The sequence below is a fragment of the Actinoallomurus sp. NPDC052308 genome, assembly GCF_040679195.1.
Lineage (GTDB): Bacteria > Actinomycetota > Actinomycetes > Streptosporangiales > Streptosporangiaceae > Actinoallomurus > Actinoallomurus liliacearum.
Genome location: NZ_JBFAUM010000059.1, coordinates 1 through 13,627 on the forward strand (window position 1 = coordinate 1; position 13,627 = coordinate 13,627).

The following is a 13,627-nucleotide window of genomic DNA, read 5'->3' on the forward strand; positions in this document are numbered from 1 at the left end:
CTTCTATCTTAGCGCCCCCGCTCCGTTTGTCAACCCCGATCCGTAGATCTTTATGGGACCGACACACACAGCCGGAACGCCCCCTCCAGACAGCAGCAACCCCGACCGGCGAACCGGCCGCAGCAGCACCATCCAGAAGTTCCCCACAGGCCGACCACCGTCTCAGCGATGTTCCGCATCCCGTCTCGGGGCGACCACACCATGCTACCCCGGCCCGGACAACGCCCGGACCAGAACAACACTCCGTGTGGGTTTCCCCCGGGCCGGCCGCCTTCCGGCGTCCCGCTCCCCTTGGGGCGAAGAGAACATTACGTCCACCTGGATAACCCGTCAAATCGGCGCTACGTGATCGCATCTGCGCTGATCACCGGGATCCGTCTGAGTCTCGACTCGTGACCTCGAAAACCAGGAGGCCCGAAGGAGACCGTACGTGCGGACGATCGACGGCGGCCTCTCCCACCCCTACGGCCGACCGGACGCGTCGCGACGCGGTCCCGGCTCGCGGACCGTCCGTGCGTGCTCGGGCCGGGCGGCACCCCGGTAGGGGCGCCGCCCGGTGAGGTCACTCGGAGGCGACCGTCACTCCGCCGATGTTCCGCTTGCCACGCCGCAGCACGAGGAAGCGGCCGTGCAGGAGGTCGCCCTGGTCGGGTACGGCCGCCTCATCGGTGACCTTGACGTTGTTGACGTACGCCCCGCCCTGCGCGACCGTACGGCGGGCCTCGGACTTGCTGCCCACCAGCCCGGTCGCCACCAGCAGGTCGACGACCGGAGGCAGCGGCCCGGACACGGTCGTGGACGGCACCTCGGCGAGCGCGCTGCCCAGCGTGCGCTCGTCCAGCTCGCCCAGGTCGCCCTGGCCGAACAGCGCACGAGACGCGGCGATGACGCGTTGCGTCTCATCGGCTCCGTGGACGAGCGTGGTGAGCTCCTCGGCGAGGGCTCGCTGCGCCGCTCGGGCGGCCGGGCGCTCGCTCGTCGCCTTCTCCAGCTCCTCGATCTCCTCACGGCTCCGGAAGCTGAAGTACCTCAGGTACGTCGAGACATCGCGGTCGTCCGCGTTGAGCCAGAACTGGTAGAAGGCGTACGGCGAGGTCAGCTCGGGATCCAGCCAGTACGTCTCGCCGCCGGCCGTCTTGCCGAACTTCGTGCCGTCGGCGCGGGTGACGAGCGGGGTCGTCAGCGCGTGCGCGCTGCCCCCTTCCACTCGCCGGATGAGGTCGACGCCCGCCGTGAGGTTCCCCCACTGGTCGTTGCCGCCGGTCTGGAGCCGGCAGTCGTACCGGCGGAACAGCTCCAGGAAGTCCATGGACTGCAGCAGCACGTAGCTGAACTCGGTGTAGCTCAGGCCGGTGGTGTCGAGCCGCGACTTCACCGTCTCCCGCGCGAGCATGCGGTTGACCGGGAAGTGCTTGCCGATGTCGCGCAGGAACTCGATGGCCGACATGGGGCCGGTCCAGTCGAGGTTGCTGACGATCAGGCCGCGGTCACCGGTCAGGTCGAGGAATCGCGACACCTGCGCCCGGATGCGCTCGACCCAGCCGGCGACGACCTCCTCGGAGTTCAGCGTGCGCTCGGCGCTCTTGCCGCTCGGATCGCCGATCAGCCCGGTCGCGCCGCCGACCAGCCCGATCGTCCGGTGGCCCGCGTGCTGGAACCGGCGCAGCGTCAGCAACTGCACCAGGCTCCCCACGTGGAGAGAGGGCGCGGTCGGGTCGAAACCGCAATAGAGCGTGACCGGCCCCGAGGCGAGCATCGCCCGCAGATCGTCCAGGTCGGTGGACTGTGTGATCAGGCCCCGCCAGGCGAGATCGTCCAGTATGTCGGCCACGTTCTTCCTCGTCTCGTACGTACGTCCGGTCTCTACCAAGGATGCCGGACCGGTTCGACATCAAGGTAACGGGGCGTCCGGCGGGTCTCCCACCGATTTCTCCCGCTGAGCACGGCCGACCGCGGACGGACCCTCCGGCACGGCCGGTCTCGCGGATCTAGCGGCGCGCCTCCGGGCCCCGTCGGCGAGGGGTGTGCAGACGGTAGGCGGAGACGCTCGGGTCCCCGTCGATCCAGAACCGCCAGGGCACGTCCTTGGCACTGGTCACGCCCGTACGGGGGCCGGTGCGCACCTCGGCGGCCGACGCGCCCGGCAGGACGCGCAGAGGGCTCTCCGGGTCGCACACGTCGGCGCCGTACAGGGCGCGGTCGATCGCCAGGGCCTCGCAGAGCCGGGCCGGACCGCGGGCCAGGTCGCGCTCCGAGGAGCGCGGCCGGCGCGCCATGGCCAGCTCGCGGCCCTCGACGATCTCCCCCGCCCGGATCAGTACGGCCGCGGCGGTGCCCTCCTCCAGGCACACGAGGTTCACGCAGTAGTGCATGCCGTACGTGAAGTACACGTACGCGTGGCCGGGCGGACCGAACATGACGGCGTTGCGGTCCGTCCGGCCCCGGTACGCGTGCGAGGCCGGATCGAGGGGCCCGGCGTACGCCTCCACCTCCGTCAGGCGCACGGCGACCGTGCCCTGGGGGGAGGAACGCTCGAGGACGCACCCGAGCAGGTCGGGCGCCACCTCTTCGGGCAGCCGGTCGAAGAACGCGCGCGGGAGCGGAGCGCTCATCAGGCCCCCGAGGCCGCCCAGGAGGCGTGGCCGTCGACGAGGGAGCGGAGCGTCGTGAGCTGCTCGGCGACGCGCTCCGGGGAGGTGCCGCCGTACGCCTTCCGCGCCGCCAGCGCGCCCTGCACGGAGAACACGTCGCGGACGTCCGGGGTCAGGTGCGGGGAGACCTTGGCGAGCTCATCGTCGCTGAGGTCGCCGAAGTCCTTGTCGTTGACCTGGCACCAGACGACGAGGTGACCGACGACCTCGTGCGCCTCGCGGAACGCCACGCCCTTACGGACGAGCAGCTCGGCGACGTCGGTGGCGAGCGCGAAGCCCTGGGGCGCGAGGGCCTCCAGACGCTCGGTGTTGACGCGCATGGTGGCGATCAGACCGGACACGGCGGGCAGGACGAGCAGGAGGGTGTCGACGGCGTCGAACACGCCCTCCTTGTCCTCCTGGAGGTCACGGTTGTACGTGAGCGGCAGGCCCTTGAGGGTGGTCAGCAGGGCGGTGAGGTGGCCGATGAGCCGGCCGGACTTGCCGCGGGCGAGCTCGGCGACGTCCGGGTTCTTCTTCTGCGGCATGATCGACGACCCGGTGGCGTACGTGTCGTCCATCTCGATCCAGCGGAACTCTTGGGACGCCCAGAGGACGACCTCCTCCCCCAGCCGCGACAGGTGCACGCCGATCAGGGCGGCCGCGGCGAGGAACTCGACGGCGTAGTCGCGGTCGCTGACGGCGTCCATCGAGTTGGGGGCGGCCGCGGCGAAGCCGAGCTCCTCGGCGACGGCCTCCGGGTCGAGGGGCAGGGAGGACCCGGCGAGCGCGCCGGAGCCGAGCGGGCTGATCGCGGCCCGTTTGTCCCAGTCCCGCAGCCGGTCGACGTCGCGGGCGAACGCGTGCACGTGCGCCAGGAGCTGGTGGGAGAAGAGCACCGGCTGGGCGTGCTGCAGGTGGGTCATCCCCGGTGCGGCGACTCCGAGGTTGTGGTCGGCCTGCGCGATCAGCGCGGTCTCCAGCTCCACGAGCCGGGAGACGATCTGCCGGACGTGGTCCCGCAGGTAGAGCCGCAGATCGGTGGCGACCTGGTCGTTACGGCTGCGCCCGGCGCGCAGCTTGCCGCCGAGGGCGCCGAGGCGCTCGAGGAGGCCGCGTTCGAGCGCGGTGTGGACGTCCTCGTCGGCGACGGCCGGCCGGAACTCACCGGAGCGGCAGGCGTCGTCGAGATCGTCGAGCGCGTCGAGCATGCGGCGCAGCTCGTCCTCGGTGAGCAGGCCCGCCCGGTGCAGGACCCGCGCGTGGGCGCGCGACCCCAGCAGGTCGTACGGGGCGAGCCGCCAGTCGAACTGCACGCTGACCGACAGCCGGGCGAGGGCCTCGGACGGACCGCCCTCGAACCGGCCGCCCCACAGCCTGGTCGGTGTCTTGCGCTGCTGGTCGTCCGTCACGCTGTTCTTCTCCCTGGGAAGCTGTTGGCAGGCGTCCTTGACCGGCCGCCGATGCGAAACTACTGCATGTCAGGCGGGCCGTGTCGGCGGCCGTCCGTAGGCGGCCGAAAAGCTCGATCATGAAGGTGTTCCCGGCGGGTGCCGGGGTGTGCTCCGGGCCGGAGCATCGGTCGGGCGCCGCGCCGGGCGGTGCCCTCAGGGGGTGTCCGGTGGCGCCGGACGCCCCCTACGGTCGTCGTTCGGCGTGCTCCCGGAGCGTCGGCGCGCCGACGCCTCGGGCGCCGGGGTCGTCCGCACCGACGGGCTCCCATGTCTGGTCGGCGGGGCCGCCGACGTCACGCGGACCGCGCACGGCGCGTTCGTCCGGGCGCCGTTCGGTCAGCGCGAGCAGGGCGGCCGCGAGGTCGGCGCCGCCGGAGGGATCCCGTGCGATCACGAGGACGGTGTCGTCGCCGGCGACCGTGCCGAGCACGTTCGGCCAGTCGGCGTGGTCGATGGCCGAGGCGAGGAACTGCGCGGCGCCGGCCGGCGTCCGTACGATGACGAGGTTGGCGGAGGCCTCGGCCGAGACGAGCAGCTCCTGGGCGAGCCGGGCGAGGCGGCCGCCGAACGTCTCGGCGGCGCCGGTCCGGGCGCGGCGGATGCGCTCGCCGCCCTCCCCGGGCACCGCGTAGATCAGTGAGCCGTCCTCGGCCCGCAGCTTGACCGCGCCGATGTCGACGAGGTCGCGCGACAGGGTGGCCTGCGTGACGTCGACACCGGCGTCGGCGAGCAGCCGGGCCAGTTCGCTCTGGGAGTGCACGGCGTTGCGGCCGAGCAGTTCGATGATCCGCGACTGCCGAGCCGTCTTGGTCAGGGGCGTGGTCATGTCGCCCCTAGTATGCCCGGCAGAGCCGCGATGAAGGAGTCCACTTCGTCCGCCGTGATGATCAGTGGCGGGGCGAGCCGGACGGCCTGCGGCGCGACGGCGTTGACGAGGAAGCCGGCGTCGCGGGCGGCGGCCTCGACGGCCGCGGACTTCGGCTCGGTGAGGACGATCGCGCGCCACAGCCCCCCGCCGCGTACGCCCGCGAGGAGCGGGTGGTCGACCGCTTCGATGCCGGCGGCGAGCCGGTCGCCGACCTTGGTGACGTGGTCGAGGAGCCCGTCGCGTTCGATGGTGTCGAGCACGGCGAGCGCGGCGGCGCAGGCCACCGGGTTGCCGCCGAACGTCGAGCCGTGGTCGCCCTTGCCGAACGCGGTGGCGTACGGGCCGAAGCCGACACAGGCGCCGATGGGCAGTCCGCCGCCGAGCCCCTTCGCCAGCGTGATGACGTCGGGCCGGACGCCCTCGTGCTGGTGCTGGAACCAGGTCCCGGTCCGGCCGATGCCGCTCTGGATCTCGTCGAGGACGAGCGCCGCGCCGGCCTCGTCGCAGATCGCCCGCGCGGCCGTGAGGTAGCCCTCCGGCGGAGGGACGACCCCGGCCTCGCCCTGGGTCGGCTCGAGGAAGACGGCCGCGCAGTCGCCGGTGACGGCGGCCCGCAGCTCGTCGACCGAGCCGTACGTCACGAAACGCACGTCCGCGGGGAACGGGCCGAACGGCTCGCGGATCGCCGCCTTGCCGGTCAGCGCGAGGGAGCCCATCGTCCGGCCGTGGAAGCCGCTCTCGGCCGCGACGACGTAGCTCCTGCCGGGGCCGGCGTGCCGCCGGACGAGCTTGTAGGCCGCCTCGTTGGCCTCGGTGCCGGAGTTGGTGAAGAACACGCGCCCGTCGCCGCCGAGCAGGCCGAGAAGCCGCTCGGCGAGGAGCACCTCGGGCTCGTGCAGGAACAGGTTCGAGGTGTGCGCGAGGGTGGCGACCTGCGCGGACACCGCCTGCACGAGCGCCGGGTGGGCATGGCCGAGCGAGGAGACCGCGATGCCGCCGATCAGGTCGAGGTAGGAGGCGCCGTCGGTGTCCCAGACCCGGCAGCCCTCGCCGCGGGCGAGCGCGACCGGCGGGACGCCGTAGTTGGGCATCAGCGCGGCTTCGAACCGCTTCCGCAGGTCGTTCATGACGGCACCACCATCGTTCCGATCCCCTCGTCGGTGAAGACCTCCAGCAGCAGCGCGTGCGGGACCCGGCCGTCGAGGACGTGGGCGCGCGGCACCCCGCCGCGTACCGCGCGCAGGCAGGCCCCCATCTTCGGCACCATGCCCGCCGACAGGTCGGGCAGCAGCGTCTCCAGGTCGTCGGCGGTGATCTGGTCGATCACCTCGGAGGCGTCCGTGGAGCCGTCGGCCGGCCAGTCGGAGTAGAGGCCCTCGACGTCCGTCAGCACGATCAGCTTGCCGGCCTGCAGGGCGACGGCCAGCGCACCCGCCGCGGTGTCGGCGTTGACGTTGTAGACCTCGCCGTCCTCGCCGCGGGCGATGCTGGAGATCACCGGGATGCGGCCGTCGTCGAGGAGGCTGCGGACCGCGCCGGTGTCGACGTCGACGATCTCACCGACCATCCCGAGGTCGACCTCCCGGCCGTCCACGACCGCGGTCTTCCGCTCGGCGGTGAAGAGCCGGGCGTCCTCCCCCGACATGCCGACGCCGAACGCGCCGTGCTGGTTGAGCAGCCCGACGACGTCGGGCCCGACCTGGCCGACCAGCACCATGCGGACGACGTCCATCGTCTCCGCCGTGGTCACCCGGAGCCCGGCCGTGAAGGTGCTCTCCAGCCCGAGCCGGTCGAGCTGGGCGTTGATCTGCGGGCCTCCGCCGTGCACCACGACCGGGCGGAGCCCGGCGTACCGGAGGAAGGCGACGTCGCGGGCGAAGGCGAGCCGCAGCTCGTCGTCGATCATGGCGTGGCCGCCGTACTTGATCACGACGGTCGTGCCGTGGAACTCCTCGAGCCAGGGCAGCGCCTCGATGAGCGTGGCCGCCTTCTGCAGGGCGGCGGCGCTCGCCTGCGTACGTATGCGCGGTTTCGTCGTCATGAGGAGTACGCGGAGTTCTCGTGGACGTAGTCGGCGGTCAGGTCGGTGGTGTGCACGGTCGCGGTGTGGGCGCCGGAGCCGAGGTCGACCGTGATGGTCACGTCCCGCGGCCGCATGTCGACCTTGGCGCGGTCGTCGCCGACGGAGCCGTTACGGCACACCCAGACGCCGTTGATCGCGACGTTGAGCCGGTCCGGATCGAACACGGCGTCGGTCGTGCCGACGGCGGCCAGCACGCGGCCCCAGTTCGGATCCTCGCCGTGGATCGCGCACTTGAGCAGGTTGCTGCGGGCCACCGCGCGCCCGACGAGGACCGCGTCCTCGTCGTCGGCCGCGCCGACGACCTCGATCGCGATCGCCTTGGTCGCGCCCTCGGCGTCGAGCAGCAGCTGCCGGGCCAGGTCGGCGCAGATGTCGGTGACCGTCTGGGCGAGCTCGTCCTCGGACGGGGTCACCCCGCTCGCGCCGCTGGCCAGCAGCAGGACGGTGTCGTTGGTGGACATGCAGCCGTCGGTGTCGAGCCGGTCGAAGGTCACCGCGCACGCCCGCCGCAGGATCCGGTCGAGGGTCGCCGCGTCGACGTCGGCGTCGGTCGTGATGACGCAGAGCATGGTGGCGAGGGCCGGCGCGAGCATGCCCGCGCCCTTGGCCATGCCCCCGACCGTGTAGCCGTCGGTCGCCCGGCGGAAGGCGATCTTGGCGACGGTGTCCGTGGTCCGGATCGCGTCGGCCGCCGGGAGGCCGCCGTCGCGGGACAGCTCGCGGGCCGCCTCCTCGACGCCGGCCAGCAGCGTGTCCATGGGCAGCCGCTCACCGATCAGGCCGGTGGAGCAGACCGCGATCTCGCCGGCCGAGTCGTCGAGGACGGCGGCGACCTTCTCCGCGGTCTGGTGCGTGTCCTGGAAGCCCGCCGGGCCGGTGCAGGCGTTGGCCCCGCCGGAGTTCAGCACGACGGCGCGCACCCGCCCGCCGCGCAGTACCTGCTCCGACCACAGCACCGGCGCCGCCTTCACGCGGTTGCGGGTGAAGACACCGGCCGCCGCGCGGGACGGGCCGTCGTTGACGACGAGGGCGAGGTCGCGTTCACCGCCCTTCTTGATGCCGGCGGCCAGGCCGGCCGCTCTGAAGCCGAGAGGGGCGGTGACGCTCACGGGGCGACTCCGATCGTGGTGAGACCCAGTTGTTCGGGCAGACCGAGGGCGAGGTTCGCGCTCTGCACGGCCCCGCCGGCGGTGCCCTTGGTCAGGTTGTCGATGGCGGCCACCGCGACGACACGGCCGGCCCGCTCGTCGAGCGCGACCTGGACGACGGCGGTGTTGGCGCCGAGCGTCATGGCGGTCGCGGGCCACTGCCCCGCGGGCAGCAGGCGGACGAACGGTTCGTCGGCGTACGCCTGGGCGTACGCCTCGCGCAGGCGCTGCGCGGTGACGCCCGGCGCGGCCCTGGCCGAGCAGGTGGCGAGGATCCCCCGGCTCATCGGCGCGAGGGTCGGCGTGAACGACACGGTGACCGGGTGGCCGGCCACCGCGGAGAGCTGCTGGGTGATCTCCGGGGTGTGGCGGTGGGCGCCGCCCACGCCGTACGCGCTCATGGAGCCCATGACCTCGCTGCCGAGCAGGTTGGGCTTGGGCGCCCGGCCCGCACCGGAGGTGCCGGAGGCGGCCACGATCACGGCGTCGGGCTCGGCCAGCCCGGCGGCGTACGCGGGGAACAGCGCCAGCAGCGACACGGTCGGGTAGCAGCCCGGCACCGCGATGCGCCGGGTCTCGCGGAGCCGCTCGCGGTTGCCGGGCAGCTCCGGCAGGCCGTACGGCCACGTGCCGGCGTGCGTGCCGCCGTAGTAGTGCTCCCACTCGGCCGCGTCGGAGAGCCTGAAGTCCGCGCCGCAGTCGACGACGAGCACGTCGTCGCCGAGCCCCTCCGCGATCGGCCCGGACTGCCCGTGCGGCAGGGCCAGGAAGACCACGTCATGGCCGGCCAGGGTCTCGGATGTCGTTTCCGTGAGTATTCGGTCCGCAAGGGGGTACAGGTGCGGCTGGTGGGCCCCGAGGAGAGTGCCGGCACTGGACGCGGCGGTCAGTGCGCCGATCTCGAACTCGGGGTGGCCGGACAGAACGCGCAGCAGCTCACCGCCCGCATAGCCGCTCGCTCCGGCGACCGCCGCACGCGTACCCATCATCTCCTCCTCCGCCGATGCGTTAAGTATGCATTTCCCTGCATCATCATGCAACCGCCGTCCCGGCATCCGAGAAGACGCTAGTGTCCCTCCATGCGCCGCATCGCCGTGCTCTCGCCGCCGCTGGCCGTCCTGCTCCTCGCCGCCGCCTGCGGTTCGGGCGGCACGCCGAAGGCCACGAAAACGGTGATGGCCGGCGCGGTGGACTGCGGTCAGATCGACGCCGCCGGCGGCGCCTCCGCATACCTCAAGGTCACCAAGGGCTCGGCCCCGTGCAGGGATGCGGTCTCGGTCTACAAGGCGTTCTTCGCCGCGGTCGCCGAGGGCAAGGCGCCCGGGCAGGGCAGCGGAGGCGGGCTCGCGGTCCAGGGCTGGTCATGCGTGATCTACCCGTCCGACCAGATCCAGCAGAACGGCCGCGGCGCCGACTGCACCAAGGGCGGCACCACCGTCACCGCGTTCCAGAAGGCGCACTGATCTCCGCCGCCCAGAAGGCGCACTGATCACCGTCTCCGCTCCTCGGACGGCCACTCTCCCGCCACGACGATTCTTCGACGGCCGCGATCTGGGTATGTCGTTTGCCTCGATATAGCGCTGTTTAAGGAGAAAGACGTGGCTCGCCATACGGAGCTCGAGCGAAAGTACGACGCCGACGCCGACTTCGTGCTTCCAGACCTGGAGGTGCGGGTCGGCGCCCCCGCGACGCACACCCTCCAGGCCCGCTACTTCGACACCGAGGACCTGCGCCTCGCCGCACGCGGGATCACCCTGCGCCGCCGCCAGGGCGGCGACGACGCCGGATGGCATCTGAAGCTGCCGGCCGGCAAGAACACCAAGCGTGAGATCCGGCTGCCGCTCGCCGAGAGCGCGCAGGACGTTCCGGCGGAGCTGGTCACGCTCGTCACCGCCCACACCCGTGGCCGGCCGCTGATCCCCGTGGCCGAGGTGGAGACCCGCCGGGTCGAACGCCCGCTGCTGGACGAGGACGGCCGGGTGCTGGCGAAACTCGCCGACGACACGGTGCACGCGCACCCGTTCGGGCGAAACGGCGGCGAGGTCCGCCTGATGGCGTGGCGGGAGATCGAGATCGAGGCCGTCACCGCCTCGGACGACTTCCTGGCCGCCGTCGGCGACCACCTGCTCGACGCCGGCGCCCGCGAGGCGGCCGCCCGGTCCAAGCTGGCACGGACCCTGGAGACGGTCCCCGCCACGGCGCGGCCGCCGGCCACCGGCACCGCCGGCGACGTGCTGGTGACCTACCTGGGTAGGCACTTCGCGAAGATGCTGGCGTACGACCCCCTGGTCCGGCTGGCCGACCACGACGACGACTCGGTGCACAAGATGCGGGTGGCCGCCCGGCGGATGCGCAGCCTCCTGCGCACCCACCGGCGCCTGATCGAGCCGGCTCGCGCCGCCGGCCTGGAGACCGAGCTGAAGTGGCTGGCCGACGCCCTGGGCGAGGTCCGCGACCTGGAGGTCCTCCGGGCGCGGTTCGAGCGGCGCCTGGCGCAGTTGCCGGATGCCGACCAGGAGCCGAGCTGGCTCGCCGGAATGGCGGCGGAGGAGCTCCGTGGCCGCGACCGGCTCCGGGATGCGCTGTCGACGCCGCGCTACCTCGCCCTCCTCGACAGCGTCGATGCCTTCCTCGCCGCCCCGCCTCTCCTCGACCGCCGCGCCGGCCGAGCCGCTCGGCCGGAGACGGCCAAGGCCGTCGCCAAGGCCTGGCGGAAGATGCTGCGCCGCCATGCCCACGCGGCCGGCCTGCCCGCCGGTCCCGCACGCGACGCGGCACTGCACCGGACGAGGAAGGCCGCCAAGCGCGCCCGCTACACCGCCGAGGCCGCCGCGCCCGCCCTGGGCTCACCCGCCAAGAAGCTGTCCCGCCGGGCCGAGCGGTTGCAGGAGCTGCTCGGCGCCCATCACGACGGCGTCGTCGCCGCCGAGCGACTCGGTGAGCTGGCCCGCCGACCCGGGACGCCGGCCATCGAGGCGTTCGCCCTCGGCCGGCTCAGCGAGCGGGAGGAGCGCGACCGGGAACGCCCGCTGCGGGACCTGCCGGCCGCGGTGAAGAAGGCCGCCAAGCGCAAGCCGCTCCGGAGACTCGGCGTGGGCTGACGCGCCCGGCGGTTCCCCGAGCAACGCGGGCGGGCGCCTCGCGCTCAGGCGGCACCCGGAGCGAGTGCCGCCGACGCGCCGAGGTGCCTCCCGTTCCCGGGCCCGGGAACGGGCGCGGCGGTCCGGGTTGGCCAAGGCTTCGTCCGGATTTATCCCGTCGGCCGTGATGAGTTGCGAATCGCTTGAGATCACTGTCCTGCCCCGATGACCCCGAACTCCGAGGCAGGACCTCATGAGCATCGACCGTCGACGATTCCTGCAGCTCGCCGGTGGTACGGCCGCGATGACCGCGCTGTCCACGAGCATCGCCCGCGCCGCGGAGATCCCCGCCGCCCGCCGCAGCGGCACCCTGCGCGACATCGAGCACATCGTGGTGCTCATGCAGGAGAACCGGTCCTTCGACCACTACTTCGGCACGCTGCGCGGCGTACGCGGCTTCGGCGATCCGCGTCCCATGACGCTACCCGGCGGCAAGCCGGTCTGGTACCAGTCCGACGGGACCAAGGACGTCCTTCCCTTCCGGCCGGACGCCACCGACCTCGGCCTGCGCTTCCTCCAGGACCTCGACCACAGCTGGAACGGCGGGCACGCGGCCTGGAACAACGGCGCGTACGACCGCTGGGTGCCGGCCAAGACCGCCACCACGATGGCCTACCTCACCCGCGAGGACATCCCGTTCCACTACGCGCTGGCCGACGCCTTCACGATCTGCGACGCCTACCACTGCTCGATGATGGGGCCGACCGACCCGAACCGTTACTACATGTGGACCGGCTACACCGGCAATGACGGCAAGGGCGGCGGTCCGGTCCTCGGCAACGACGAGGCGGGATACTCCTGGACCACCTACCCCGAGCGCCTGGAGAAGGCCGGGATCTCCTGGAAGATCTACCAGGACGTGGGCGACGGCCTCGACGCGAAGGGCTACTGGGGCTGGACCGGGGACGCCTACATCGGCAATTACGGCGACAACTCGCTGCTGTACTTCACGCAGTACCGGAACGCCGAGCCCGGGGACCCGCTGTACGACCGGGCGCGCACCGGCACCGACGCCAAGCACGGGCAGGGGCTCTTCGACGTCCTCCGCGCCGACGTCAAGGCGGGGAGACTGCCGCAGGTCTCCTGGATCGCGGCTCCCGAGGCGTTCACCGAGCACCCGAACTGGCCCGCCAACTACGGCGCCTGGTACATCGCCCAGGTCCTGGACGCGCTGACCGCCGACCCGGACGTGTGGGGCAGGACCGCGCTGTTCATCACCTACGACGAGAACGACGGCTTCTTCGACCACGCGGTGCCGCCGTACCCTCCGTCATCTCCCGCGCAGGGACGTTCGACGGTGGACGTGACCGGCGAGGTCTACCACCCGGCGGGGCCCGGCGGTGACGTCGCGGGCCCGTACGGCCTCGGGCAGCGCGTCCCGATGTTCGTGGTCTCGCCGTGGAGCAAGGGCGGCTGGGTGTGCTCGGAGACCTTCGACCACACCTCGATCATCCGCTTCATGGAGCAGCGCTTCAGGGTCCGGGAGCCGAACATCTCGGCCTGGCGCCGAGCGGTCTGCGGCGACCTGACCTCGGCGTTCGACTTCGGCCGGACGGCCACCGCGATGCCCGCCCTCCCCGACACCAGCGGGTACCTTCCGCCCGACCGCGACCGGCACCCCGACTACGTGCCGAAGCCGCCGGCACACCCGGCACTGCCCCGTCAGGAACGCGGACTGCGCCCCGCCCGGCCGCTCCCGTACGACCTGACGGCGGACGGTCGCGCGAGCGCCGGCGGTCTGGTGATCGAGTTCGCCGAGCACGGTGCGGCGGCCGCCGCCCTCCAGGTCACCTCCGCGACTCACGCGGGCGGGCCCTGGACCTACACCGTCGGGCGCGGCGCGCGGCTCTCCGGGACGTGGGGTCCGGGCGCGTACGACTTCGAGGTGCACGGCCCGAACGGCTTCTTCCGGCGGCTCGCGGGAAGCGGCGGCGCCGGCCCGGAGGTGGCGGCACGCCACGACGGGAGCGCCGACCGGGTTCGCCTGGTGCTGACCAACGATGGCGAGCAGCCCGTACGGCTGACGGTCAAGGACGCCTACGGCGACGAGCGGCCGGTGACGTACCGGCTGCGGCCGGGCGGGCGCGCCGTGCACATCGCGTCCGCCCGTCGCCGCCACGGCTGGTACGACCTGTCGGTCGTGTCCGACGATGAGAGGTTCCTCCGGCGGCTGGCCGGTCACGTCGAGAGCGGACGCCCGAGCACCAGCGACCCGGCGATCGCCACGGTCTGAGCCACCGGCCCGGTCGTACGCCCGGCCGACGCGCCGGGGGGACGCGGGGGGGTCCACCGCGCGGGCCGGGG

The 13,627-nt window shown here is 72.7% G+C and carries 10 protein-coding genes and 1 pseudogene; 3 read left to right on the forward strand and 8 right to left on the reverse strand.

The genetic code is table 11. The features are described 5' to 3' along the window. Window positions 1-562: 562 nt before the first annotated feature. The 8 genes and pseudogenes from tyrS to argC form a co-directional block, all read right to left on the reverse strand. Window positions 563-1,831: a tyrosine--tRNA ligase gene (gene tyrS, locus AB0L00_RS45290; RefSeq protein WP_364444408.1), complete on the reverse strand. Its 1,269-nt coding sequence runs from the start codon at window positions 1,829-1,831 to the stop codon at window positions 563-565. Window positions 1,832-1,988: 157 nt separating this feature from the next. After that, window positions 1,989-2,612, reverse strand: a complete 624-nt coding sequence (locus AB0L00_RS45295; RefSeq protein ID WP_364444411.1) for a DNA-3-methyladenine glycosylase — start codon at window positions 2,610-2,612, stop codon at window positions 1,989-1,991. Beyond that, entirely contained in the window at window positions 2,612-4,042 is a 1,431-nt protein-coding gene (argH, locus tag AB0L00_RS45300; RefSeq protein ID WP_364444413.1) for an argininosuccinate lyase, read from the reverse strand. The genes AB0L00_RS45295 and argH overlap by 1 nt, the downstream gene beginning before the upstream one ends. A gap of 364 nt (window positions 4,043-4,406) precedes the next feature. Further along, window positions 4,407-4,910: pseudogene (locus tag AB0L00_RS45305) on the reverse strand (arginine repressor); the annotation flags it as partial. Next, a complete protein-coding gene (locus AB0L00_RS45310; RefSeq protein ID WP_364444415.1) occupies window positions 4,907-6,079 on the reverse strand; it encodes an acetylornithine transaminase in 1,173 nt (390 codons plus the stop codon). The gene AB0L00_RS45310 and the pseudogene AB0L00_RS45305, both read right to left, overlap by 4 nt. Beyond that, on the reverse strand, window positions 6,076-6,993 hold the full coding sequence (gene argB, locus AB0L00_RS45315; RefSeq protein ID WP_364444416.1) for an acetylglutamate kinase: 918 nt from the start codon (window positions 6,991-6,993) through the stop codon (window positions 6,076-6,078). The genes AB0L00_RS45310 and argB overlap by 4 nt, the downstream gene beginning before the upstream one ends. Beyond that, on the reverse strand, window positions 6,990-8,144 hold the full coding sequence (argJ, locus tag AB0L00_RS45320) for a bifunctional glutamate N-acetyltransferase/amino-acid acetyltransferase ArgJ (protein WP_345356266.1): 1,155 nt from the start codon (window positions 8,142-8,144) through the stop codon (window positions 6,990-6,992). The genes argB and argJ overlap by 4 nt, the downstream gene beginning before the upstream one ends. After that, complete coding sequence (argC, locus tag AB0L00_RS45325; protein ID WP_364444419.1) at window positions 8,141-9,169, reverse strand: N-acetyl-gamma-glutamyl-phosphate reductase; 1,029 nt, start codon at window positions 9,167-9,169, stop codon at window positions 8,141-8,143. Before argC ends, argJ begins: the two co-directional genes overlap by 4 nt. 93 nt (window positions 9,170-9,262) lie before the next feature. Here argC and AB0L00_RS45330 point away from each other — a divergent pair, with 93 nt between their 5' ends. From AB0L00_RS45330 to AB0L00_RS45340, 3 genes are all read left to right on the forward strand, one after another. After that, window positions 9,263-9,646 (forward strand): hypothetical protein, encoded by a 384-nt coding sequence (locus AB0L00_RS45330; protein WP_364444421.1) that lies wholly within the window; start codon window positions 9,263-9,265, stop codon window positions 9,644-9,646. A 135-nt stretch (window positions 9,647-9,781) separates the two neighbouring features. Beyond that, the gene (locus AB0L00_RS45335) at window positions 9,782-11,284 is read left to right on the forward strand and encodes a CYTH and CHAD domain-containing protein (RefSeq protein WP_364444423.1); all 1,503 of its coding nucleotides are present in this window, start codon (window positions 9,782-9,784) and stop codon (window positions 11,282-11,284) included. A gap of 232 nt (window positions 11,285-11,516) precedes the next feature. Further along, window positions 11,517-13,556: a phosphocholine-specific phospholipase C gene (locus tag AB0L00_RS45340; protein WP_364444425.1), complete on the forward strand. Its 2,040-nt coding sequence runs from the start codon at window positions 11,517-11,519 to the stop codon at window positions 13,554-13,556. Window positions 13,557-13,627: the final 71 nt, after the last annotated feature.